Origin of the sequence: Paraburkholderia solitsugae (assembly GCF_013177695.1) — a bacterium.
Lineage (GTDB): Bacteria > Pseudomonadota > Gammaproteobacteria > Burkholderiales > Burkholderiaceae > Paraburkholderia > Paraburkholderia solitsugae.
Map to the genome: position 1 here is coordinate 1 of NZ_WOEY01000169.1, position 24,186 is coordinate 24,186.

The window sequence follows — 24,186 nt, forward strand, 5'->3', positions numbered from 1 at the left end:
GGTCATGGCGACGGTGGCCACGGCGACGGTGGCCACGGCGATGGCGGTCATGGTGACGGTGGCCACCACGGCGGCGACGGTGGTCATGGCGACGGCGGCCATGGCGACGGCGGCCATGGCGACGGTGGTCATGGCGACGGTGGCCACGGCGATGGCGGTCATGGCGACGGTGGCCACGGCGACGGCGGCCATGGTGATGGCGGTCACGGCGACGGTGGCCACGGCGATGGCGGTCATGGCGACGGTGGCCACGGCGATGGCGGTCACGGCGACGGCGGTCATGGCGACGGCGGTCATGGGGACGGCGGTCATGGCGATGGCGGCCATGGCGACGGTGGCCATGGTGACGGTGGCCATGGTGACGGCGGCCACGGCGATGGCGGTCATGGTGACGGTGGTCATGGCGACGGTGGCCATGGCGACGGTGGCCATGGGGACGGTGGCCATGGTGATGGCGGTCACGGCAACGGTGGCCATGGCGATGGCGGTCACGGCGACGGTGGCCACGGCGATGGCGGTCATGGTGACGGCGGTCATGGCGACGGCGGTCATGGCGATGGCGGCCACGGCGCTGGCGGTCACGGTGCTGGAGGCCATGGTGACGGTGGCCACGGCGACGGCGGTCATGGCAAGGGAGGCGACGGCGGCAAAGGCAGCAGCGGCCAAGGCCATGGCGGCTCCGGTGGCAATGGCGGCGGTTACGGCGGCGGCCACGGCCACTGACGCAGCAAGCTCTCCTCAGCGCGCGGCGGCCGGCAACCGGCCTCCCGCGCTGATATCCCGTCCGGGATTACACGATCGGACCGCCAAACATCCGCTCACCCTCACGCCCGCACATATCGGATTCGCACGTCGGCGAACAGTTCGCAGTGGATGTCCCCGGTGGACCGGTCAACCGCGAAGGTGCTGCACGATCGCATCTTCGCCCTAACGAACGGCATGCCGTCCGTGTTTAAATGCCGAGGCCTCGCCCGCCGATGTAAAACGCTAACGCGATAGCCCGGCAGGCATACCGGAACGGTCCATTCACAACGGAGTTGGCGTTGAATAACAAACAGGCCTCGCTGCCGCAAGCGCCATTGCGAATTGCGGCTGCGCAAGCGCAACCGGTTTCCGGTGACGTAACGGCAAACATTGCCAGAACGGTCGAACTGACCCGCCTCGCCGCCGACCGCGGCGCGAAACTGGTGGTCTTTCCCGAGAAATTCCTAAGCGGCTATGAGCCCGAGCTGATTGCCGGCGACCCGGCGAAATACGCGTTCGACCAACACGATGCGCGGCTCGAGTCGATTCGGAACGTCTGCCGTCAGCGCGAGATCGCCGTGATCGTCGGTGCGGCAACAGGTGGCGCAAGCGGCCTCCATATTTCATCGCTGGTGTTCAACCGTTCCGGCGAACTGATCGAGCCATATCACAAGCAGCATCTCTACCGCAGCGAGACGGAGATTTACCGGCCGGGCACGCAAGGCTGCATGCTGGAGATCGACGGATGGCGCCTCGCGCTCGGCGTGTGCTACGACTCCGGCTTTCCGGAGCACGCGCGCCGCGCCGCGATGAATGGCGCGCACGCGTATCTGGTGAGCGCGCTCTTCAGCCTGAAGACGGGCTATCACCAGTCACGCATCTGGTTTCCCGCGCGGGCCTTCGACAACACCCTGTATGTGCTGTTGTCGAATCACGTCGGCACCACAGGCGGCTGGGAAACATGCGGCGCGAGCGCGATCTGGGGTCCGTATGGCGACGTCGTGGAGGAGGCCAGCCGCGAACGGGAAGAAGTGATTACCGCGCTACTCGATCCGGCCGTGCTCGCCGATGTTCGTGAACGCGAGCCGGTGCTTGCGGACTTCAAGGCGCACGCCGAAGAGACGTCGGGTGGTTACGTCGTGCACCGTCTGGATTAACCGCACGCGCGGCGGCTTACTTCAACGCAGCGGGCCGCACCGCGCCTACCGTATCGCGGCGCGGCGCGGGCACGGCCCACAGCAGGGCAAGCATGCCCACAATCAGGAGCGTTGCGATGACGGCAAAGCCCGCGTAGACGCTGCCGGTTTCGGCCTTCAGCATTCCGACCAACGAAGGGCTCACCGCGCCGCCAATTGCACCGATCGCGGTAATCGTCGCGATACCGGCTGCCGCGGCGCCACCGTCCAGATAGGCGGTGGGGATCGTCCAGAAGATGCTCAGCGTCGCGTAGATGCAGATCGACGCGACCACCAGCAGGGCAACGGTGAAGGGAACGCTATGCGCGGCGAGCGGTAGCAGCAGAAAACTGCCGGCCACCGCGAAGCCGCAACCCGCCACATGCCAGCGCCGTTCGGCGTGACGATCCGAACTGCGCCCGATCGCCACGATACCGATAGCTGTGCAAACCGAAATCGCGCCGCTGAGCCAGCCGATATTGCCGATCTGTTGCACGCCGACGTGCCGCAGCAGCGTCGGAATCCAGAAGCCGACCGCGTTGAGTCCCATGAACACGCAGAAATAGATCGCCGACAGCAGATAGATCCGCGGGTTGCGCAACACATCGGCGAGGCGCGCGGGCGGCGCGTGGTGTGCGCCGCGCTGTTTTCTATCCGCTTCAAGTGCCGCGGTGACGTGGGCCTTTTCCGCGTCGCTCAGCCATTTTGCATGCTGGGGACGATCGTCCAGATAGAGCATCGCCATGACACCGAGCACGATGGCTGGTATGCCTTCGACCAGAAACAGCCATTGCCAGCCGTGCAAGCCGAGCATGTCGTGGAAATGCACCATGATCCAGCCCGACAGCGGCCCACCGATGATGCCGGCCAACGGCACGGCCATGATGAACAGACTCGTGATGCGCCCGCGTTGGCGATCGGGAAACCAGTAGGTGAGGTACAGAATGATGCCGGGGAAAAAGCCGGCTTCGGCGGCGCCCAGCAGAAAGCGCAGAAGGTACAGCATGCTCGCGCTTTTGACGAACATCAGCAGCACGGTCAAACCACCCCACAGCACCATAATCCGCAAGAGCGTTTTGCGCACGCCGATGCGCTCCAGCAGCAGATTGCTCGGCAACTCGAACACCAGGTAGCCGACGAAGAACATCCCTGCCGCGAGACCGAACACGGCGTCGTCGAGCTTCAGATCTTGCAGGAACTGCAGCTTGGCAAAGCCGATGTTGACGCGGTCGATGAAGTTGACCACGTAGCAGATGAACAGAAACGGCACGATGCGCCGCGCGATCTTGCGATAAATCGCGTCATCGGGCGTAAAGACTGACGAACGCTGCATGGTGTCTCCTGGCGGCCCGGCACGTTGCGCCGGGCGCATATGATGTTTTTGTGAGGCGCTGAATCAGGCTCTGCTTAGTGCTCTGCTTGAGACTCTATTAGAGGCCGCATTCGCGCCTTTACCGCGAACTGCCTTGTATTACCACTCGCCGAAAAAGACCCCCCAGTTCTTGTGCGTGTTGGTCTTGCTTTCGACAGTCGGGTTATCGATCGTGACGCGCTGTTTCAACGAGCCGTACCAGTCGGCGAGCTTTGCATGCATTTGCGCGCGGACGATGGCGTGACTCGCGTCGGCGCCGAGATCGACGTATTCGTCCGGATCGTTCGCCAGATCGAAGAGTTGCGGACGGTAGCCCTGCCAATGTATGTATTTCCAGCGCGTATCGCGCACCATCCAGCCGCGGCATTCATCGGGCTTGCGCGCGAGGGCGAGACGCGCGCCGCGGAAACTGTAGTCGAGTTCGGAGACCACGTAGTCGCGCCAACCTTCTGCACGGTCCGCTTCACCACGCGTGAGCGCCAGAACCGAGTGTCCTTCGACACGCTCTTCATGGGCCGGCAGGCCGAGCGCGTCGAGCACGGTCGGCACCACGTCGATGCCCGACACGAAGCGCGGCTCTACACTGCCTCGGGTGGCGTCGGCACGCGTCGACGGATCGTAGACGATCATCGGCACGCGCTGCACGGTGTCGTAGAACAGTTCTTTCTCACCGAGCCAATGATCGCCGAGGAAGTCGCCGTGGTCGGCGGTGAACACGATCAAGGTGTCTTGCCAGCGGCCGAGCCGTTCGAGCGTGTCCCACAGTTGGCCGAGATGGTCGTCGATCTGCTGGATCAAGCCTTGATAGACCGGCCGCACGGTGTTCGACACGTCTTCACGCGCGAAATTGGCGCACTCCTCATGGGTGCGATACGCGGCCACAACCGGATGCGCATTGTCGAGTTCGGCGGGCTTGCGCGCGAGCGGCAGGCATTGATCGAGCGAATACAGATTGTGATAGGGACGCGGCGCGACATAGGGCCAATGCGGCTTTACGTACGACAAATGCAATGCCCACGGCGTGTCGCCTTGCTGCTCGATGTAGCGGATCGCCTGACTCGTCATGTAAGCCGTTTCGGAGTGCGGCTCGGCCACTCGCGCCGGCCAGCGCACGTTGCGCATTTTCCAGCCGGAATGCACTGCGCCGCTGTCGTCTTCCACACTGATCGCAAAGTCGCTCCACGGTTTGTCGCTGACGTAGCCGTGTGCGCGCAAAAAGGCTGGGTAGCCGCTCTCCTTGCCGGGTTCGTGGTGACCGTCATAGCGGTCGAGTTCGTCGAACGAACCGGTCGAGAGGCGCTGCCCGAGCGGACTTTGGCGCGCGATGTCGAGCCGCTGCATGCCGTTGCTGTCGGCCATCACGTGCGTTTTGCCGGCCAGCGCGAGCGAGTGGCCATTCAGGCGCAGGTATTCGCCAAGCGTCATTTCGCCGATCGAGAGTGGCACGCGGTTCCAGTTGGCGCCGTGACTGCTCATCGTGCGGCCGGTGTAATACGACATACGCGACGGACCGCACACGCCGGAACTGACGAAGGCATTGTCGAACCGCACGCCGCGCGCGGCCAGCGCGTCGATATGACGGGTTTGAAGGTAGGGATGTCCGTAGCAGCCGAGATGATCGCGGCGAAGCTGGTCGCACATGATGAAGAGAACGTTGCGGGTGTCCGCCATCTATAAGCACCGTCTGCGGCCTTGCGGCCTGAAGTAGGAGAAACCGGGGAGAGCTTCGATGCTAGAAACGAACAGGACGATTGACCTAATCAAATAAATGTGCGAACGCACAATGCGCCGGGGCCATTGCCGCCAAAGCGCGTCATAATGGCCGCCAGCCCCTTATTAGACGTATGCTCACCGTGCCTGCGACCGACCCTCAATCGATACCCGTGCTGAAGCATCCCGAGCACATTGACGAATTTCTGCTCTACCGGCTTCACAACCTGGCGCGTCTGGCGACTCAGGGTGTCGGTCTGATGTTCCGGCGGGAACTCGGCATTAGCCGGCGCGACTGGCGCATTCTCGCGTTCGTCGGCAAGTACCCGGACGCGAGTCTGACCCAGCTCGCCGAATCGGCCGCGCTCGACATGGTGGTGGCGAGCCGCTGCGTCGCCAATATGGTGAAGAAGGGTTTGATTGCGAAAACGCGCGCGCCGGAGAACAAGCGGGTGACTGTGCTCGCGCTCACCGAAGCCGGCCGTATCGCCTATGAACAGGCACGCGTAAGCGGGCAACGCTATAACACTGAGTTCGCGGCCTGCCTGAGCGATGAGGAAGCGGTTTTACTCGACGGTTTGCTCAAGCGGATGGAGCAGCAAGCCGCGCAACTGACGCAACGCGAGATCGCCAGAAGCGGGCCCATACCGTTACTCAGCGAGGACGTTGAATAAGTCCCTGCGCGCAATCAACAATGGGAGCGGCGGCATGCAACATGTCATCCGCTACAATGACGCGCACTACCCACCTGGAGACTCGCTTTGAAAGCTATCGTTGCTTTGGTCGCCGCGGCTGTTCTTTCTTCTACGGCGATGGCCGCTTCTACCATTGAAAAACTGCCTTCCGGCGTGATCGTTGAACATCTTACGCCGGGCACGGGTGCCCAGCCGGCTGCTGACGACGTCGTGAAGGTCAACTATCGCGGCACGCTCGCCAATGGCACCGAGTTCGATAGTTCCGCGAAACATGGTGGTCCGGCAACCTTCCCGCTCAATCGCGTGATTCCGTGCTGGACACAAGGCGTGCAAAAGATGAAGGTCGGCGAGAAGGCCAAGCTGACCTGCCCGGCGGCGACTGCCTATGGCGAGCGCGGCGTCGGCCCGATTCCGCCGAATAGCGACCTGACGTTTGAAGTCGAGCTCGTTGGTATCGTCAAGTAATACCGCGCGAAGCTAGCTGAGACTGAACCCCGCTCCGGAGCATGAAGCGGGGTTTTTCTTTTCCGGGGCACGGCATGGATTCACTAAACGCTATCCGTGATGACGCTCCAGAAACGCCTTTGCTGAAGCGCTATTGGGCGAGCTTGACGTATATCCCATAGCCTGGTTTTTCTAAAAGAAGAGAAGTTCTGGACTTGCGCCCTCTCTCCATTGCCAGACCATGCCAATAACCAATCTGAAAATTCAGCATCGGGTTGTCGCCTCGCTATTCGGCAGCGCAATCAGATCACGTATGGCGTCAGCGTAGCTTATGCTTTTCGTTGAGCGCGGGCGGAGTTTTTTTTAAAGTTCCGCTGTACTCGGTCGTTTACGTTCTACGCGTGCGCTGGCGCTGCAACAACGCGCTTTGCGCATTCCGGAAGATCCGGTCGTCATTCGTTGCGCGTCGGGAGCGCCTGTCATGAACATCGACTTTCATTACGGTGTGGTCTATATCGTCGCCCGCATCGGCGGCATGACGGCCAGCGATGCACTCACCGTGGCGCATGCCTGCCAGTATGTCGACGACGCGACCACTTCAGGAATACTGCGTTTTTCGGGCGGCGAGACTTTCGAGCGCTTTGCCACCGCGCACAAGCTATTCGACTACACGAACGCGGAAAACGACCAGAACCGCCTGGTGTGGGCGCCATTTCATTTTCTGCCTGCGGGTGTTGGGCAGACGCTCGACGATAAGGCGGTGTGCCGGGCGGATAGCACCGTCGCTCGCGAGGTGGTTCGCCGCGCGATCCGGCAGCGGGGCACCGACACGGCGTTGTACCGCCTGGGTGTGACGCTTCACACGTACGTCGATACGTGGGCCCACCAGGGCTTCGCCGGTATCGAAAGCCCGACGAACCGTGTCCATATGCTGGAGGCGGAAGATTGCACGCGTGAAGGCTGGCTTGCCCACCTTACGCGCGCCACGCGGCATCTGGTTCAGCACGTCGAGGAAGATGTGCTGACGCTTGCGCTGCCCGTCGGTCATGGTGCCGCCTTGCACTATCCCGACCAGCCGTGGGCGAAGTGGCATTACGTCGACGGCAGAAATGTGCCCGTGAAAAGGCACAATCTGCCGGAGTTCATGCAGGCGGCTGAGATGACTTGCCGCGCGGTGCGCGCGTACGTCGCGGGGCGGGAAGATTTTGAATACCAGCCCGGGTTGCCGGAAGATGTAAAAGCCGCGCTCACGAAACTTCTCGACACCAACCGGAACCCGGACGACAACAAGCGCCTGCAGACCATTTGCGAAGCGGTGAAAACCGGCGCCATTCCTGGCCTGGAAGAGTCGATTCCGGATTATGTACCCAAGGGGCTCGGTTCCTGGAAATACAACGCCACCGGTTTGCGGTCCGGCGACGACAGCGGGGACCGCCCCCAGTGGAGCGACGTCTTTGAGAAAAGTGACTATCGGCGCTTTCACGACGCGGTCAAAGAGCACCGTTTCGTGGTTACGCAGGAGATTCTGCCGGCGCGCGGACTGCGGATCGCGTGAAGCGGCCGGGTTATTCAGCCCTCACTTGCTGACGTTGCGCTGCCCGTTCTTCCGCTTGTTTTTTCGCAATATGTCGTCCCACCAGGCAGCCGCCCACCGCGCCTACTACCGCGTGATGCCCGGCATAGTGGCCGGCGACGCCGCCAACAACTGCCCCTTTCATACAGCCGGCCGCGTTTGCCGTGCCGACTGCGGCCGAGGTCAGTACGGCCGCCGCGAGGGCGGCCTTGATAAAACCCGATTTCATCTGAAAGTACCCTGCTATTGAGTTGTTCGAAAGTGGCGCTTTTGCGCGCTATTTCAATAACCGCGCCAGTGGCCGCGTTCATGCCATTCGTGCTCGCGCCATTGCTCGCGGCGCCATTCATGTTCACGCCATTCGCGCCCGCGCCAGTCGCCGTAGCCGCCATAGGCCACCGCGACCGGGGCCGGACCGTAGACGACCGGTCGTGCAACATAGACCGGAGGAGGCGGCGCATAGACGCCGACCGGAATACCGATTCCGACCGCCACATCCACATGCGCTGATGCCACTGACGATGCCGCCAGAAATGCCAGACCCAGTGCTGCGCCAACGATCTTCTTGTTCATTTCCCTTCTCCTTGCATATCCAGGTGCGATGCATCCGGTTGCTATCGGGTTGCCACTGCTTTGTTTCTGACTACGGTTCGGAGTGTAGAAGGGCGATCCGGACACAGGTGAAACAGCGCTGCGAGATTGGTAACGCGGGGTTACCAGCTAAAAAAATGAACTGCCACCCTTTGAATCTCCGGATGCTTGCCTATAGTAGAAGCAACTATTGCCGCATTGCACAGCGGCCGGTCTTTCTTGATGTGGGTGACGGGGAAACAGAAATGACGCCATCGAACGCAGCGATTTATCAGAGCCAGGCTTGCACGCCGGATTCATTACGAACGCTTGCCGGCTACCTCGAATTGGCGCTCGATGAAGGAGAAAGCGTGGTTCTGATGCGGATCGGCACGCAGGTGCGCAGTGTGTATGTCGGCAACCCGTCCGGCGCGCTGGAGGATTTGACGGATCACGGCGTCGTGGCCGCTTTTCAAGCCGACGAAATGCTGGCATTGACGCAATTGGGACTCAACCGGATAACCGCCGACGATCAACAGTACCGGTTCACGCGCAGCGTGAGGTATATCGCCGACCGCCAGGTTGTCGTTTTTACTCCGACTTGAGCGGTCGGCCAGTAAACGAAAAGACTAAGGAATACGGCTATCGAGTAGTGGACTCGAAAGGTTCGTACTCCACGGGATGTGTTCTCGTGTAGATCTGGTGTCTTTATAGCCACATAGATCTGCCTTTCTCGTGCTATTCATGGCATAGTTCGATCGATTACCACATAAGGAGCAATCAAATGCCCACGTTAGAGCAAATCCAAGCAAAGCTTAAGAAGCTCCAGGCGCAAGCTGACGTCCTTATTGCCAGGAAAGCACAAGCCGCGGTCGACCAGATTCGGGAATTGATGCTCAAGCATGGCCTGACTACTGCGGATATCGAAGCAAAGGCAAAAGCGAAGCGCGCCGCCCACGCCTTGAATGGGCGTGCTGCAAGTGGCAAGGCAAAAGCCACTGGCGCAGGCAAGTCGATTCCGAAGTACCGCGACAATACAACTGGCGCGACCTGGACGGGCCACGGGCGTGCACCGGCCTGGATTGCCGCCGTGAAAGACCGGACTCAATTCCTGATTGAAGGTGCGAGCGAACTGAAGTCCGCGGCGAAGGCAGCAGTCACTCACGCCAAAGCCGGAAGTAAAGGCCAGCCGAAAGGCGCACAACCGCCCAAGTACCTCAATCCGAAAACCGGCGCCACCTGGAGTGGACGCGGTCCGGCGCCGGCATGGCTCGCAACGGTCAAAGACCGCACCAAGTTTCTGATCGATAGCGCCGCGGCAACCAGCAATGTCGCTGCTAAGAAAGTAGTGAAGGCGAAGAAGGCAGTAGCGTCCAAACCGGCTGCGAAGAAGGGCACGGCGGCGACTAAAAAAGCAACGGCAAAGAAAAGCGCTGCCAAACCGGCTGCGAAGAAAGCCGCTGCAAAGAAGACTGCTGTGAAGAAAACCGCCACGGCAAAGAAAGCACCGGGTCGCAAGGCGGGTGGTAGAGGCAAGGCCGGCGCGACGAGCGCTGCCGCAGCGCCGCAATCCTCAACGGTGCAAGCCGGCGCGTGAGCGCAACGGAGTCGCGAAGTAGATGACTAGTACGTTCGACTCACCCCAGCAGGAAGACCACGTCGTCCTGCTGGACTCCGTTCCTCATCCGGCCGCTGACGCCGTCGAACCATTCATCGTCGCCAGCGACCGCCGGGTGATTCTGGCTTATCCGATTGCTGAAGCCGACTTTGAGCGGTTCGGCCCATTCGATTCCGACGACGATCCCTATTGCACGGTGCTCTTTCCGGACGCCGTGTTTCATCGGCTGGGGCCGCCTGGCGATGTCGATCTCGAGATCCATCCACTCGCGTCGCTTGGGCTCAGTGGGTACTCGGTTCATGAAGTGATGGATTCGTCGCTGGCCGCCGAGATTTCGGCCGTCACCTCGCACGAGTCCGTACGGCGCCATTTTGTCATCACGTTTCAGGGCACTACGTTCGAATGCGTGGCGTCGGACTATACGGTGATCGGCGTGTATGGCGCGGGTGAGATCGCCAGCCGGGAAGCATTCTCGCTGGTCCGTTAGTCTTGTTAGCGGTCAGTGCCGTTTCAGCGTAGCCGCTCCTTTCCCATCCTGTTCCATCGCCCAAACGCTCGCTTGCGCAGCGTTGCGGGCGATCCGTTGCAATGGCTGCGCAACGCGATGCTGTTTCCTTTCAATAAGATTTTTCCTGCTCATTCGAACATATGCTCAATGATTTTTTTGGCTTTTAATTTTGAAACATGTTAAAAAGCTTTCCGTCATCGTATATTGACATGAAGTCTTCACGCAGTGCGGGCAGACTGGCGTCAACGAATGGCGTGCGGCAGCGGTTGAAGCAAAGCTTTCGAAATTATCTATAAATATATTACGAGGCATCGAACGCTCGATTGAAGCGGACCTGAGTTCAGGCGCGCGTCACGGAGAGCCGGCAGGTATCACGTCGAGTGGTGCGTGTTTTCGGTGCAGTAGCGGTCGTCGCGGATCGGATTTGCCGGCGCAAAGGCAAATCGCATGGGCCTGATCCCCGGTAGTACGGCCGCAAGGCGTCCGCAAGCGCGGGCGCGGTATCGGTACGCATTTGCTTTGCGCAAGTGCATGCGAATACGCCATGCCCATCGAAAAACTCCTTGTTCCGCTACCGGCGGGCCTGAAAGTCTACGTTGAACGTCACGTATTCGATCCGGCCTTCGAGAGTGTCATTCTGATCAACGGCGCGCTGGCCACCACGGCGTCGTTCGGACAGACAATCAAATACCTCGGCGAACGCTACAACCCAATTTGTTTCGATTTACCTTATGCGGGTCAATCGAAAGCGCATAACGTGTGCGACTTCGTCCTTACAAAAGACGATGAAGTCGACATTCTGCTGCATCTAATCGGCTTATTCGAGCCGAGCTTCCTGTTGTCGGTGTCGTGGGGCGGGGTGGCGTCGCTGCTTGCGCTCTCGCGGGCGCGCACCAGCGTAAGGCGCGCGGTGATTGCGTCATTCTCGCCGCGGCTCAACGCGGCGATGACCGCGTACGTGACCGCGGCACGCGACCACATCGCCGCCGGCGAAAATCTGAAGGCCGCGCAACTGCTCAACGATACCGTTGGCCAGCATCTGCCGCGCATCATGAAGCTCTACAACTATCGCTACCTCTCTACGCTGCCACGCGATGAGCAGGAACAGGTGGCGTTTCACGTCGACCAGATTCTGGCCATCCGTCCAGAGGACTATCTGCACGAGTTTCGCAACATCGATTGCGGATTGAAGTTCCTCAACGGCGAGCTCGACGACTACACCACGCCTGAGGACGCCCGCTCGCTCAGTGCGCATCTGAAGCGCGCCGAGTTTCTCACGATCGAGCAGGCCGGGCATTTCCTCGATCTCGAAGGCCGGCCCGCGTTGCGCCAGGTGAAGACGGCGATTTTCGATTACTTCGGCGCCGCGCCGGTGCAGGCGGCAGGCCGTGCGCTCGACTGCTTCGACGCGTTCGCCGCCCGCTCGCCCATCATGCCGGCGCAGCAACCCGCCATTGCAAACGTCGCAAACGTCGCGTTGCAGGCCGCCGCCGATCACTCGTTCCAACAGGTCGAACTACCGTGAATATCGCTCAGAGCATCGCCATCGTCGTACCGTGGGCGCTGTGGCTGCTGTATTGGGTCGCAACGTCGAACCGCGTCAAGGAGACCGCGCGCAAAGAGGCGTCGCTGTCGCGCACGTTGCAGTCGATTCCGTTGATGGGTGGGGGCGCGCTGATCGTGCTGCCGGACTTCAACACAGCGGGGCTGTCCTTCGATCCGCATGCGATCGGGCCGCTGCAGCTTGCCGGTTTGGCCGTGTTACTGGCGGGCCTCGCGTTTTCCGTGTGGGCGCGCCTGCATCTCGGCACCAACTGGAGCGTCTCGGTCACGCTGAAGGAAGGGCATGAACTGGTGCGCAGCGGGCCCTATGGACTGGTTCGTCATCCGATCTATACCGGCTGCCTGCTGGCGCTCCTCGGCGCCGTACTGATCGGCGCGCAATGGCGTGGCGTGGCTGGCCTGTTGCTGATTTTCGCGTCGCTGGCTTACAAAGTGCGGGTCGAAGAGAGCTGGTTGACCGGTCACTTCGGCCGTGCGTACTCGCAGTATCGTCGCGACGTCGCCGCGCTGATTCCCGGTCTCTTCTGAGCCGCAGGCATGACGAGAGTCATCATCACCGCGATCGGCTCGGCGGGCGACGTGCATCCTTTGCTCGGCATCGGCGCGGCGTTGGCTGCGCGCGGCCATGAGATCGTCTTCTGCACGCATCCGCCGTTCGCGGAGGCCGCCACGCGCCAGGGCTTTGCGTTCGTGCCGATCGGCACCGCCGCCGACTACGAAGCGGCGATGGCGAACCCGGCGCTATGGCATCCGCGTACCTCGTTCCGTACGCTGTGGGCGGTGATTGCGCCGACGCTGCGTCCGCATTTCGACACGCTGGCCGCGTTGGTCGACAACGACACCGTGCTGGTCGGCACGTTGTGGGCCTTTTCCGCCCGGTTGATGCAGGAACTCTATGGCGTGCCGTTCGTGTCGGTGCAAGTGTCCCCCTCGACCTTGCTCTCCGCGCATGCGCCGCCGACACACCCGCGACTGACGATTCCGCGTGGCTTGCCGCTGGCTGTAAAAACGGCGCTGATGCGGCTGATCGAGCGGCAGGCGCTCGACAAGGTCTGCGGTCCCGCGTTGAATGCATTGCGTGCGGAACTGACGCTCGCACCGGCGCGGCGCATTTTCGGCAAGTGGCTGCATTCGACCGACGGCGTGCTGTGTCTCTTTCCGGAATGGTTCGCGCAAGCTCAGCCGGATTGGCCGGCGCCGCGCTGCCTCAGCGGTTTTCCGCTGTTCAACGACACGGGCGCGCCCGCGCCCGATCCGCAACTCGACGCTTTTCTCACCGCCGGCGAGCGGCCCGTGGTTTTCACAGCGGGTTCGACCTTGATCGATCAGGATCGCTATGCGAATGCAGTAAGCGCGGCACTGATGGAAAGCGGGCTGCGCGGCATTCTTTTGACGCCGGATGCGCCTCCAGTCGACGCGGCCGCCGCTCAGGCGGGGGTACGGGCAGATGCGCGGGCAGACGCACAGGGTGTGCTGCTCAAGCGGCGTTACGTGCCGCTGCAGAAGCTGTTGCCGCGCTGCCGGGCGCTGGTGTATCACGGCGGCATCGGCACGGCAGCGCTTGCATATGCCGCGGGAATTCCGCAAGTCCTGACGCCATTCGCACACGACCAGTTCGACAATACGCAGCGGGTAGTTGCGAGCGGTTGCGGTGTTCGGCTCGATAGGCCACTGCAGCCGCAGGCGCTCGCGCGCGCATTGAAGCAAGTGCTCGGCAGCCCCTCAATCGCGACGCAGTGCGGGCGCATGCAGGACCGGCTCGCGACATCGACGGATGGTTGCGAGGCGGCTGCACGCTATATCGAAGGTCTCATGGGAACCGGCGTGCGCACGCAAACCGTCGGCCACACGTTTTCGCTGGCGCTAGCCGACAGCGGACATAGCCTATGAGCACCGCGTCGGCTCACGAGGCGCATAGCGTCGATCCGGCCCTTGGCGACGAGCGCGGCGTCCCCAGCATGCGCGGCGCGCGGCTCGCCTTGCTAACGTTCGCACTGTCGCTCGCCACATTCATCGAAGTTCTGGATTCGACGGTCACGAACGTCGCGGTGCCGGCTATTTCCGGTGGCCTCGGTGTGTCCAACAGTCAGGGCACGTGGGTGATCAGTTCGTACTCGGTGGCCGCCGCCATCGCCGTGCCGTTGACGGGCTGGCTCTCGCGGCGGCTCGGCGAAACACGGCTGTTCCTCGGGGCAGTGATCCTGTTCACCTTGACGTCGCTGCTGTGCGGCGTGGCCGGCGACTTTCACCTGCTGGTGGTATGCCGGGCATTGCAGGGGCTCTTTTCCGGGCCGATGGTGCCGCTTTCCCAAACGATCCTGATGCGTGCCTTTCCGCCGGATAAGCGCGTTGTGGCACTGGCGCTGTGGGCGATGACGGTGTTGCTCGCCCCGATCTTCGGTCCCGTGGTCGGCGGCTGGATCATCGACAATTTCTCGTGGCCGTGGATCTTCCTGATCAATCTGCCGATCGGCATCTTCTCGTTCGCGGTGTGCATGACGTTGCTGCGCCGCGACGCATCCACTGCCAAGGCGGCGCCGATCGATCTGCCAGGCATCCTCCTGCTGGTCATCGGCGTCGGCTCGCTGCAGACGGTGCTCGATCTCGGTCACGATCGCGGCTGGTTCGATTCGCCTTTGATCCTGACGCTCGCGATCGTCGCTGGGCTGGCGATCGTGTCGCTGCTGATCTGGGAGGCGGGGGAGCGGCATCCGGTGATCGATCTGAGCCTGTTCCGTGACCGCACGTTTTCGTTTTGCGTGCTGATCATTTCGCTCGGCATGATGAGCTTCTCGGTGGTCGGCGTGATCTTTCCGCTCTGGCTGCAGGCCGTGATGGGCTACACCGCGTACCAGGCCGGGCTCGCCACCGCGCCGCTCGGCGTGCTCGCGCTGGTGTTCTCGATCCTGGTCGGCATTTATGCGGGCCGTTTCGACGCGCGTGTGCTCGCGACGTTCGGTTTTCTCGTGTTCGCGGCCGTGTTGTGGTGGGACGCGCATTTCACGCTGACCATGACCTTCACGCAGATCATTACGCCAGGTCTGATCCAGGGCATCGGCTTGCCGTGCTTCTTCATTCCGTTGACCGCGGCGACGCTCTCGCGTGTATCCGACGACAAGCTTGCCGCGGCTTCCAGCCTGTCGAACTTTTTGCGAACGCTATCGGCGGCGTTCGGCACGGCGATGAGCGTCACGCTATGGGATAACCGCGCGCTGTATCACTACGACGTCGTCGCGCAGTCCGTGACGAAATCGTCCGGCAACACGCAGCGCTTCGTTCAGAGTCTGCACGGCATGGGCATTGACGGCGCGCGCGAACTCACCACTTTGCATCACGTCGTGCAGCAGCAGGCTTACATGATGGCGACCGGCGACATGTTCTACATGGCAAGCATCACCTGCCTCGTACTCGCCGCGATGATGTGGCTCACGCGTCCGAAGCGCGGCGCGGCGATGGCTTTAGGTCACTGAGGAGCTTCCAATGACGATCCTGGGCGCATTGATCATCCTGTTTCATCCGAGTGAGGAGCAGCTTGCGCGCGCGGTGGCGATGCGCCTGGCGTGCGATCGCTTGCTGGTGGTCGACAATTCGCCCTTGCCCGACGCGCGCGCTGCGATGATGCTGGGTGAGGCGGGGGTCGCGTTGCTGCATCACGGTAATCGCAATGGCATTGCCGGTGCCTTCAATTGCGGCTTGAGTGCGCTGTTCGACTCAGGTGCGGACGCGGTCGCGCTGTTCGACCAGGATTCTGAGGCGCCAGCCGCCTATTTCCCGGTGATGCGCGACCGGTGCGAGTCGATGAGTGGCCGGGCATTCCTGGCCGGCCCGCGTATCTTCGATGAAAACGATCAACGCTTCCTGCCCGAGCTCGCGACGAGCGGCCTGACAGTGGAGCGGCTGCCGATACACGCCGACGCGGCGCTGCAGCGCTGCGCTTTTCTGATTTCGTCCGGCAGTGTCATTTCGCGCGAGGCGTTCGAGCGGCTCGGCCGCTTCGACGAAACGCTTTTTATCGACCACGTCGATACCGAATACTGCTTGCGCGCGCTGCTGCGCAGCGTGCCCGTGTACGTGGTGCCGTCACTCGTACTGCTGCATCGAATTGGCTCGCGGCGCCGCCACAAACTGGGTTCTCTGGAATTGACGACGATGAATCACCCCAGTTTCCGCCGCTATTACAGCGCGCGAAACGCGATGCAACTGGCGCTGCAATATGGACTACGGTTGCCGGTGGCGATCGTGCCGAACGTGCTGACGCTCTGGCAAATCGTGCAGATCGTGTTGCTGGAAAAAGACAAGCTGGCGAAGCTCCATGCAATTGCGTTGGGCCTTTTCGATGGATTCTTCGGACGGATGGGGCCGCTCGAGCGGATGCGTCCGCGCCTCGCGGCCAAAGTGGCTAAGGCCGCGAACGCGGTTGATGCGACTGATGCGGTCAACACGGCGAGGCTCGGCGAGATGAACACGCCAGTGGCAGGCGAGCGTGCAATGCCGCGTACCCGGCACTCATGAGGCAGCCTATGCAATTCCCTATGCCACGCGCCTTGCCGTTGCTGCTCATTGCGGCGGCGCTGACGGGTTGCGTGAGCGATTCGGGTCTGCACACAAACGTCAAACCGGTCAAACCCTCCGCCGATGCACTTGCGCAGACCAGCGGGCCAGGCGCGAACGGCGCATGGCCCGCGCCCGATTGGGTCAAGCGCTACCGCGATCCGCAACTGGATGAACTGACCGCCGAGGCGTTGCAGAACAATCCCGACCTGCAGATCGCCAAGGCGAGGGTGGGCGCCGCGCAGGCGCAACTCGAACAGTTTGCTTCGCTGACCGGCCTCACCGGTACCGCGGGCGTGACGGTGAGCAAGGCCCGTTTGCCGCAGCCGGACGACGCGGCCAACGTGTCCGTCGGTGGCCAGCAGATTCCGGTGCAGTTGTTCAACGATCCGGTGGTCTCGCCGGCCGCGCTGTTCGCCGGCTTGAGCTATCAGCTCGACTTGTGGGGCAAGAATGCCGCGCTGACCGGCAGCCTGCTGTCCACGCGCGATGCGGCACGTGTCGATGCAGAGCAGGCGCGGCTCACACTGACGGTCGCGCTGGTGACACTTTACTGTGAGCTCGACCGCGCCTTTGCGATGCAGGACATTCTGCTGCAAAAGCAACAGGCCGCGGATAGCGTCGATGCGGTGTTGCGCGAACGTGGTGCGCGCGGCCTCGATAACGCGTATGACGCAGCCGACGCCACACTCAAGCAAAGCCGGCTCGCTTCACAGCAGGCGCTCAATGACGAGCGCGTCAAGTTGACTGAGTTGCAGATCGGCGTGCTGACGGGGCGTGGCGCGGAGCGGGGTTTGTCGCTGCATCGTCCACAACTGGCCGCGGCTGCCGATGCGCCGATGCCCGCGCAACTGCCGGTCGATCTGCTGGGCCGCCGGCCCGATATCGTGGCGGCACGTTTGCGAGCCGAAGCCGCGCTTGCCAACATCGACGCTACGCGGGCGCAGTTCTATCCCGACGTGAACCTGGTGGCCTTTGCCGGGCTAACAGCGCTGACACCCGCCGCGCTTTTCTCACGCGCGGCAATGACCGGGTCGGTGGGGCCGGCGATCTCCTTGCCGATTTTCGACCGGACCAGCTTGCGCGCGCAACTAGGCGGTGATTACGCCAATGTCGACGCCGCGGTAAGCCTCTACAACAAGATCGTCGACGAGGCGCTCGGCGAGGTCGCGCGCCAGCTGACTTCCTTGCGTACTGTCGATACGCTTGCTACCGAGCAGACTCGCGCGGTGGACGCGGCCTCGCGCATCGTCGCGATTGCCGAGGAGCGGCATCGGCGAGGTATCGGCATGCAGAAGGACGTGACGCTAGCCGACCTGTCTTTACTCGACGAACGCGCGCAGCAAGTCGATTTGCAAGGCCGACGCAGAATGCTGCAGGTCGCGCTGGTCGGCGCGCTCGGTGGCGGCTTCGACGTACGCAAGGTGGCCGGTGCACCGATTTCTCACTATCAAACCACCTTTCCCTCTCACGCACGCATCACGGACACGCACTTCGATTGAATGCACAACGATAAACAGGCACAGTGTGCCGCCGGCTGGACCGAGGGGCAGGCGAACCCGGCAAACGCGGCAAGCATAACGGGCGACGCGCACGATTCGAAACGCGCGGTGCGGCGGCGCCGTTTTGCCGTTTTCTTCGGCGTGGTGGCGCTCGCCGGGGTGGCGTGGCTGACGTATTGGGGTTTGAGCGCGCGCTTCTACGAAGAGACCGACGATGCCTACGTCGCGGGCAACATCGTGCAAATCGCCGCGCAGATACCCGGCACGGTCACCGATATTCTGGTGGACAACACGCGGCAGGTGCGCGCGGGCCAGCCGCTCGTCAAACTCGACGATGCCGAAGCGGCCGCCGCGTTCGCGCAGGCCAAAGCACAACTGACGCTCGCCGTGCGCCAGGTGGCGAACGCAACGATCTCGCGCAAGCTCTACGTGCAATCGATCGACGCGCGCCGCGCCGAACTCGCGTTGGCGCAGCGTGCGCTGGCGGCGCGTGATCATGCGTCCGTGGAAGTCGTGTCGCCGGAAGAATTGGCGCGCGCCCGCGAAACAGTGGCCGTCGCGCAGGCGAACCTCGCCTCCGCGCAAGTCCAACTCGACGCCGCACGTGCACTCGGCGGAAAATTCCCGGTCGAAGCCAGCCCACCGGTTCTGCAAGCCGCCGCGCAATTGCGGCTCGCTTATCGGAATCTGCAGCGCACCACCGTCGTTTCTCCCGTCGACGGCACGGTCGGGCAGCGTTCGGTGCAGATCGGCCAGCAGGTCGGGCCGGGGCTGGCACTCATGTCGATCATTCCGCTCGAGCGTCTGTGGGTCGAGGCGAATTTCAAGGAAGGCCAGATTCGCAGCATGCGCGTCGGGCAGCCGGTGCGCATCGTTTCGGATGTATACGGCTCGCAGGTGGTGTATCAGGGGCGCGTGGAAGGCTTTTCGGCGGGCACAGGCAGTGCGTTCTCGATGCTGCCCTCGCAGAACGCGGCCGGTAACTGGATCAAGGTCGTGCAGCGCGTGCCGATTGTGATTTCGCTCGATCCGGCCGAGCTTGCTGCGCATCCGCTGCGGCTGGGTCTGTCGATGCAGGTGTCGGTGGATACGCATGTGCGTAGCGGTCACCTGATCGGCAACGACACGCCAGCGGCCACCCAAAGTACCCGCGTTCACGATAACGTCTCGCGTGACGCCGATGCGTTGATCTCGCAGATCATTCGGGACAACAGTGACCATGGTGGTGCTGCTGACTAGCGATCCGCGCCGTTGAGATGCTGTGGCTAGTTGCCCGGATCGATCACGGGTTTGTCCGGGTCCGCAAGCGTTTTATAGGGGAGTGACGCCGCGTGCGGGTTGGTTGTGGTGTCGTCGATCACGCGATCGACGTCCGCGGTTTTCGCGAGTTCCGCGAGGAACGTCCGTTTGTCGAAGCCGGGCGCGACGCAGCCTTGCACGTAGATGAAGCGACGTTGCAGTGTGAGCCACAGCGTGGACTGTTCGCGCCAGTGAGTAGCGTAGTTAATATTGGTGAGACGCCGTTGGACGGCGTCGGCGATTTCCGCGTCGTAGAGGTACGCGTTCGACAGACGGCAACGGCCTTCCACCCAGCAGCTATTGCCGCGCTCGATCCGGTAATGACTATCGTCGAGCCATTCCTGTTCGGTCTCGAGCGGGCCTAAGGGCACCGGGCATTCGCTGATCGCCTCGGATATCTGAAAGAACGGGTCGTGCCCGTGGTTGATGCGTTGCGCTTCGGCATAGGCGTGCGTCGCGGCCATGCAGAACAGCAGACTCGCCACGTGCTGTTGGATCAGGCGTTTCATCGTCTTAGGCTCCGGGATGTTGAGCGTGGGGAGACGGATCGACGGTTTTGATTCTCGGCTACTGAGTGGAGATTATGCAGCGCTGGCTCAGGACCTCACCGGCTCGTACGCCGATTTTCGACGGCGAACTTGATCAACTCGGCCTGGCCTTCGATATCGAGCTTGCGTTTCAGATTCAACCGATGCGTTTCGACTGTGCGCACCGACAGGTCGTTGCGTTGAGCGATCTGCTTGCTCGAAAGACCTTCCGCGAGCGCATCGAGAATATCGCGCTCGCGTGGCGTGAGCCGTTCAATGGGCGATTGCGTCGCCGATGCCTGAATCAATCGCGCGCCCAACCCTGCGCTGAAGAACGTCTTGCCTTCCAGCACCGCGCCGATCGCCTGGATGATTTCGGTGGCGGGCGAGTCCTTGAGCACGTAACCGCTGGCCCCTGCGCGCACGGCCTGGGTCACGTATTCGAGGTTGTCGTGCATGGACAGCATCAGCACGCGTATCGCCGGGAAGCGCTCATGAAACATGCCGGCCAGCGCGATGCCGTTCATCCCGTTCATGCCAACGTCCATCAGCACCAGATGAGGTTCCTGACTGGCGGCGAGCGCGAGCGCTTCCTGCGCATTGCCCGCTTCGCCGACGATTTCGATGTTGCGTACGGCTTCGAGCCGGGCGCGCAATCCGTCGCGTACAAGCGGGTGGTCGTCGATCAGAACCAGGCGTGCGACGGCGAGTGATATGTCGTTCATATTCAGATTTCCTGAAAGGCCGGCGAGTGAAGCGTAGGCGCTACCACGGGCACGCGCGCGGTCACGATCGTATGACCGGCCTGCGAGCTGAGCGACAGCTTGCCGCCCAGTGCGTCCAGCCGCTCGCGCATATTGCGCAGACCCACGCCCGCGTGTGGACTGACGAGTGCATGCGGCACGTCGAAGCCGCGCCCGTTGTCCGAAATCGTTAGCGTGACGGCGTCGTTCGATACTTCCAGCGCCAGTGCCGCGCTGGACGCGTGTGCGTGCCGCACGATGTTGGTCAACGCTTCCTGGGCGATACGAAACAGCACCGTGTTCACCGCGTCGGGCAAAGACGCTGCATGGGTGTGTGCGATCTGCGTGAAGCCGATCTGGATACCCGACTCGTCGCTCAACTCGCGGCTGAGTTGTTCCAGCGCGGCCGCTACCCCGAGGTCGTCGAGCATCGACGGCCGCAATGCGTGAGAAATGCGGCGCACTTCACGCAAGGTATCGCCAATGCGCGCCACGCTGGTCGATAGCGCGGCTTCCGCTGCGGGCACACGCACGTCGCTGCGTTCGAAACGCGCCAGCGCCGATTCGAGCAGCAGCTTCACGGAGACCATCATCTGGCTGATGCCGTCGTGCAATTCACGCGACAGGCGCGCCCGTTCGTTTTCCTGTGAATCGACCACCTGCTGCGCGAGCCGCTTCAGTTTTGCATCGGCGCTGCGATATTCGGTGACGTTGAGCACCAGTGCACACAGTGCGATCACGGCGAGTCCGGCCACGGCGATGCCGTCGATCCATTGCATCGTGCGATCGATGTTGGCCGCCGCACCCTGATCAATGTGCGCGAGCGTGGCGTCGACATCGTCGAGATAGATGCCGGTGCCGATCATCCAGCCCCAGCGTTCGAGCGACACTACATAGCCGAGTTTCGACGCGAGCTTGCCCGTCGATGGGCGATGCCACACGTAACGCACATAGCCCCCGCCGCGCGAGGCCGCGGCGAGCAGTTGCTGGATCGTCGGCGTGCCTTGCGGATCGCGCAGCGTCCACAGGTCACGTCCGACGAGGTCGGGCTCGCGCGGATGCATCAGCGAACGGCCGTGCATGTCGTAGACGAAGAAGTAGCCGTCCTTGCCGAAATCCATTTTTCCAAGGATATCGAGCGCACGGGTGCGTCGCATCGCATCGTCGCGAGCGTTGTCGCCGCCGGCGTTATAGAGCGGGGCGATCGCCGTGGTCGCGAGCTCGACATAGTGTTTGAGTTCGATTTCCTTGCTGGCCATGTACGCGGCCTGGGTGGTCGCGTGCTGCGTTTCGGCGAGCGCCGTGGCTTCCTGGCGTACACCGATTTCAATGCTGGCAATGGCCGCCAGAAAGGGCACGATCGCCAGCAGGACAATCTTTGCTTTGAGTTTCATCGTTAGAAGGGCGGCCGACGGGCTACGTGGTATTACGTAGCCGGCTTACGTAGTTGCGCGCTTGTGAGGACGACCACGAAGGCGAATACTACATCCCCGCGACGTACCGCGCCTTCTGGCGCGTTTTGGCGCAGTGCAAAAAAGCAAACTCCGGTTTTGCCGTCTAATATCAGGTAATCGGTTTTCCGCGTGCCAGACCACAAGTCACGGTGCGCGGTTTCAATAATAGACTTAGGAGAAGTTCGTGGAGACCTCCCCATCCGCCGGCCGTTCATGGCTATGGCTTATCTTGCTGATCCCGTACATCGCGTTGCTGTGGTTGCCGTTCTATAACGACACGCGCCCCTCGTTCGCCGGCTTTCCGTTCTTCTACTGGTATCAGTTCTTGTGGGTTCCGTTGACCTCGCTACTGATTTACGTTGTGTACCGAGGTGTCAAATGAGCGATGTGAATCCTGTGAACCCGGTCGCGATGACCGTCTTTATCGCGTTCTTTGTGCTCGTTACCGTGATGGGTTTTTTTGCCGCGCGCTGGAAGCGGGGCGACATGACGCAATTGCATGAGTGGGGCTTGGGTGGCCGCCAGTTCGGCACGGTGATTTCGTGGTTCCTCGTCGGTGGCGATTTCTATACCGCCTATACCGTGATCGCGGTGCCCGCACTGGTGTATTCGGTGGGCGCGTATGGCTTCTTTGCACTGCCGTACACGATCATTGTTTATCCGTTCGTGTTCGCGGTGATGCCGAAGCTGTGGAAGATCGCCAAGGAGAAGAACCACATCACGGCAGCGGACTACGTGCAGGGCGAGTACGGCGGTAAGTGGTTCCCGGCTGCGATCGCGATCACGGGGATTGTCGCGACGATGCCGTATATCGCGCTCCAACTCGTGGGCATGCAAGTGGTGATCAAGGGACTCGGCGTGGCCGGCGAAATGCCGTTGATCGTCGCCTTCGTGATTCTTGCGCTGTACACGTATGCAAGCGGCTTGCGGGCGCCGGCGATGATCGCGTTCGTTAAGGACATCATGATCTATATCGTCGTGATTGCGGCGGTCTGGTTGATTCCGGTGAAGCTCGGCGGCTACGCGCATGTGTTCGATGCGGCCGATACGTATTTCAAGGCCAAGGGTGGCGCAACCGGGATCATTTTGAAGCCGACGCAGTTTACTGCTTATGCATCGCTTGCGTTGGGGTCGGCACTGGCGGCGTTCATGTATCCGCATACGATGACGGCGGTGTTGTCGTCCTCGTCGGCTAATACCGTGCGCAAGAATGCGATTTTTCTGCCGGCGTATACGTTGTTGTTGGGGTTGATTGCGTTGCTTGGGTATATGGCGATTGCCGCCGGTGTGCATGTGAAGTCGGCGTCCGATATGGTGCCGGCGTTGTTCAACACGCTGTTTCCGTCGTGGTTTGTCGGCTTTGCAGCCGCGGCCATTGCGATTAGCGCGTTGGTACCCGCCGCGATTATGTCGATTGGTGCGGCTAATCTGTTCACTCGAAATTTGTGGCGGCCGCTCGTTTCGCCGGATATTACGCCTGCGGCGGAGGCTTCGACCGCGAAGATCGTTTCGCTGGTCGTGAAGTTTGGGGCGCTGTTGTTTATTGTGTTCTTGCCGACGCAGTATGCGATTGATTTGCAGTTGCTGGGCGGGGTGTGGATTTTGCAGATCTTCCCGGCTATTGTGTTTTCCTTGTACACGCGGCGGTTGAATACGCCGGGGTTGTTTCTCGGGTGGCTTGTTGGGATTGTGCTCGGGACGGGGTTGGCTATTTCGCAAGGGCTTAAGCCGGTGTTTGCCTTGCATGTCGGTGATGCGATCTATCCGGTTTATATTGGGTTGATCGCGTTGGCCGCTAACGTTGTAGTGTGTTTTGTTGTGTCGGTTTTGTCGCCGCGGAGGGTTGTGGCGGCTGTTTGAGGTTCATTTCTGTGTGGCTGGCGCCGGTTGGGATGTTTACTCAGCGGTGCTGGCCTTTCCTTGAATTGGTATTGGTCTATTAGCGTTGCCCCTGTGCGGGGCAATGCTCTCAACTTAAGCCCTCAAAGAGCTTGTAAACGAGGCATTGCCCCTGTAAACTTCATCGCATAACTCACTGATAAATCAACGATATGAACTCAAATACCAGCGTCCTCGCGGCTTCTTGCTGAGTTCTCCGATTTCCTGCTCGATCCGACGCTCGCCGAGCGCGTGCGTCG

The 24,186-nt window shown here is 61.7% G+C and carries 23 protein-coding genes and 1 pseudogene; 16 read left to right on the top strand and 8 right to left on the bottom strand.

The window, feature by feature from the left end:
- Positions 1-720, bottom strand: a 720-nt coding sequence (locus tag GNZ12_RS41550; RefSeq protein WP_216673573.1) for a hypothetical protein, incomplete at its 3' end; no start/stop codon positions are given.
- A 323-nt stretch (positions 721-1,043) separates the two neighbouring features.
- Here GNZ12_RS41550 and GNZ12_RS41555 point away from each other — a divergent pair.
- Entirely contained in the window at positions 1,044-1,901 is an 858-nt protein-coding gene (locus GNZ12_RS41555) for a carbon-nitrogen hydrolase family protein (RefSeq protein WP_172318468.1), read from the top strand.
- A gap of 16 nt (positions 1,902-1,917) precedes the next feature.
- On the opposite strand, the gene GNZ12_RS41560 is transcribed toward GNZ12_RS41555, so the two are convergent.
- Together GNZ12_RS41560 and GNZ12_RS41565 are read right to left on the bottom strand one after the other, a co-directional pair.
- On the bottom strand, positions 1,918-3,252 hold the full coding sequence (locus GNZ12_RS41560; protein WP_172318470.1) for an MFS transporter: 1,335 nt from the start codon (positions 3,250-3,252) through the stop codon (positions 1,918-1,920).
- 138 nt (positions 3,253-3,390) lie between these two features.
- Positions 3,391-4,962 (bottom strand): sulfatase-like hydrolase/transferase, encoded by a 1,572-nt coding sequence (locus GNZ12_RS41565; RefSeq protein ID WP_172318472.1) that lies wholly within the window; start codon positions 4,960-4,962, stop codon positions 3,391-3,393.
- Positions 4,963-5,174: 212 nt separating this feature from the next.
- Here GNZ12_RS41565 and GNZ12_RS41570 point away from each other — a divergent pair, with 212 nt between their 5' ends.
- From GNZ12_RS41570 to GNZ12_RS41580, 3 genes are all read left to right on the top strand, one after another.
- Positions 5,175-5,675: a MarR family winged helix-turn-helix transcriptional regulator gene (locus GNZ12_RS41570; RefSeq protein ID WP_328806172.1), complete on the top strand. Its 501-nt coding sequence runs from the start codon at positions 5,175-5,177 to the stop codon at positions 5,673-5,675.
- Between the two features lie 87 nt (positions 5,676-5,762).
- Positions 5,763-6,161 (top strand): FKBP-type peptidyl-prolyl cis-trans isomerase, encoded by a 399-nt coding sequence (locus GNZ12_RS41575; protein ID WP_172318476.1) that lies wholly within the window; start codon positions 5,763-5,765, stop codon positions 6,159-6,161.
- A 460-nt stretch (positions 6,162-6,621) separates the two neighbouring features.
- Complete coding sequence (locus GNZ12_RS41580) at positions 6,622-7,695, top strand: DUF6765 family protein (protein ID WP_172318478.1); 1,074 nt, start codon at positions 6,622-6,624, stop codon at positions 7,693-7,695.
- Positions 7,696-7,705: 10 nt separating this feature from the next.
- On the opposite strand, the gene GNZ12_RS41585 is transcribed toward GNZ12_RS41580, so the two are convergent.
- Entirely contained in the window at positions 7,706-7,942 is a 237-nt protein-coding gene (locus tag GNZ12_RS41585) for a hypothetical protein (RefSeq protein WP_172318480.1), read from the bottom strand.
- 53 nt (positions 7,943-7,995) lie between these two features.
- Positions 7,996-8,286: a hypothetical protein gene (locus GNZ12_RS41590; protein ID WP_172318482.1), complete on the bottom strand. Its 291-nt coding sequence runs from the start codon at positions 8,284-8,286 to the stop codon at positions 7,996-7,998.
- Between the two features lie 107 nt (positions 8,287-8,393).
- Between GNZ12_RS41590 and GNZ12_RS41595 the strand changes: the two genes are divergently transcribed.
- The 10 genes and pseudogenes from GNZ12_RS41595 to GNZ12_RS41640 all read left to right on the top strand — a co-directional run bounded on the left by GNZ12_RS41595 (position 8,394) and on the right by GNZ12_RS41640 (position 19,264).
- Positions 8,394-8,888, top strand: a complete 495-nt coding sequence (locus GNZ12_RS41595) for a hypothetical protein (protein WP_328806173.1) — start codon at positions 8,394-8,396, stop codon at positions 8,886-8,888.
- Positions 8,889-9,067: 179 nt separating this feature from the next.
- Positions 9,068-9,880, top strand: coding sequence for an H-NS family nucleoid-associated regulatory protein (locus tag GNZ12_RS41600; protein WP_172318484.1), 813 nt, complete (start codon positions 9,068-9,070; stop codon positions 9,878-9,880).
- Between the two features lie 22 nt (positions 9,881-9,902).
- A complete protein-coding gene (locus GNZ12_RS41605) occupies positions 9,903-10,388 on the top strand; it encodes a hypothetical protein (protein WP_172318486.1) in 486 nt (161 codons plus the stop codon).
- 565 nt (positions 10,389-10,953) lie between these two features.
- A pseudogene (locus tag GNZ12_RS41610) lies at positions 10,954-11,793 on the top strand (alpha/beta fold hydrolase); the annotation flags it as partial.
- A gap of 137 nt (positions 11,794-11,930) precedes the next feature.
- On the top strand, positions 11,931-12,500 hold the full coding sequence (locus tag GNZ12_RS41615; protein ID WP_172318490.1) for a methyltransferase family protein: 570 nt from the start codon (positions 11,931-11,933) through the stop codon (positions 12,498-12,500).
- Positions 12,501-12,509: 9 nt separating this feature from the next.
- The gene (locus tag GNZ12_RS41620; protein ID WP_172318492.1) at positions 12,510-13,862 is read left to right on the top strand and encodes a glycosyltransferase; all 1,353 of its coding nucleotides are present in this window, start codon (positions 12,510-12,512) and stop codon (positions 13,860-13,862) included.
- The gene (locus GNZ12_RS41625; protein ID WP_172318494.1) at positions 13,859-15,442 is read left to right on the top strand and encodes a DHA2 family efflux MFS transporter permease subunit; all 1,584 of its coding nucleotides are present in this window, start codon (positions 13,859-13,861) and stop codon (positions 15,440-15,442) included. The genes GNZ12_RS41620 and GNZ12_RS41625 overlap by 4 nt, the downstream gene beginning before the upstream one ends.
- 10 nt (positions 15,443-15,452) lie before the next feature.
- Entirely contained in the window at positions 15,453-16,484 is a 1,032-nt protein-coding gene (locus GNZ12_RS41630) for a glycosyltransferase family 2 protein (protein WP_172318496.1), read from the top strand.
- An 8-nt stretch (positions 16,485-16,492) separates the two neighbouring features.
- Positions 16,493-18,025, top strand: a complete 1,533-nt coding sequence (locus GNZ12_RS41635) for an efflux transporter outer membrane subunit (protein ID WP_235994075.1) — start codon at positions 16,493-16,495, stop codon at positions 18,023-18,025.
- Positions 18,026-19,264 carry an HlyD family secretion protein gene (locus GNZ12_RS41640; RefSeq protein ID WP_172318500.1) on the top strand — a complete coding sequence of 413 codons (1,239 nt, stop codon included), beginning with the start codon at positions 18,026-18,028 and terminating at the stop codon, positions 19,262-19,264.
- A 26-nt stretch (positions 19,265-19,290) separates the two neighbouring features.
- Here GNZ12_RS41640 and GNZ12_RS41645 read toward each other — a convergent pair whose 3' ends face one another.
- From GNZ12_RS41645 to GNZ12_RS41655, 3 genes are all read right to left on the bottom strand, one after another.
- Entirely contained in the window at positions 19,291-19,833 is a 543-nt protein-coding gene (locus GNZ12_RS41645) for a hypothetical protein (protein WP_172318502.1), read from the bottom strand.
- A gap of 95 nt (positions 19,834-19,928) precedes the next feature.
- Entirely contained in the window at positions 19,929-20,576 is a 648-nt protein-coding gene (locus GNZ12_RS41650) for a response regulator (RefSeq protein WP_172318504.1), read from the bottom strand.
- A 2-nt stretch (positions 20,577-20,578) separates the two neighbouring features.
- Complete coding sequence (locus GNZ12_RS41655; protein WP_172318506.1) at positions 20,579-21,988, bottom strand: cache domain-containing protein; 1,410 nt, start codon at positions 21,986-21,988, stop codon at positions 20,579-20,581.
- Positions 21,989-22,232: 244 nt separating this feature from the next.
- Between GNZ12_RS41655 and GNZ12_RS41660 the strand changes: the two genes are divergently transcribed.
- Together GNZ12_RS41660 and mctP are read left to right on the top strand one after the other, a co-directional pair.
- Positions 22,233-22,430: a DUF3311 domain-containing protein gene (locus tag GNZ12_RS41660; protein WP_074286653.1), complete on the top strand. Its 198-nt coding sequence runs from the start codon at positions 22,233-22,235 to the stop codon at positions 22,428-22,430.
- Positions 22,427-23,908: a monocarboxylate uptake permease MctP gene (gene mctP / locus GNZ12_RS41665; protein ID WP_172318508.1), complete on the top strand. Its 1,482-nt coding sequence runs from the start codon at positions 22,427-22,429 to the stop codon at positions 23,906-23,908. Before GNZ12_RS41660 ends, mctP begins: the two co-directional genes overlap by 4 nt.
- Positions 23,909-24,186: the final 278 nt, after the last annotated feature.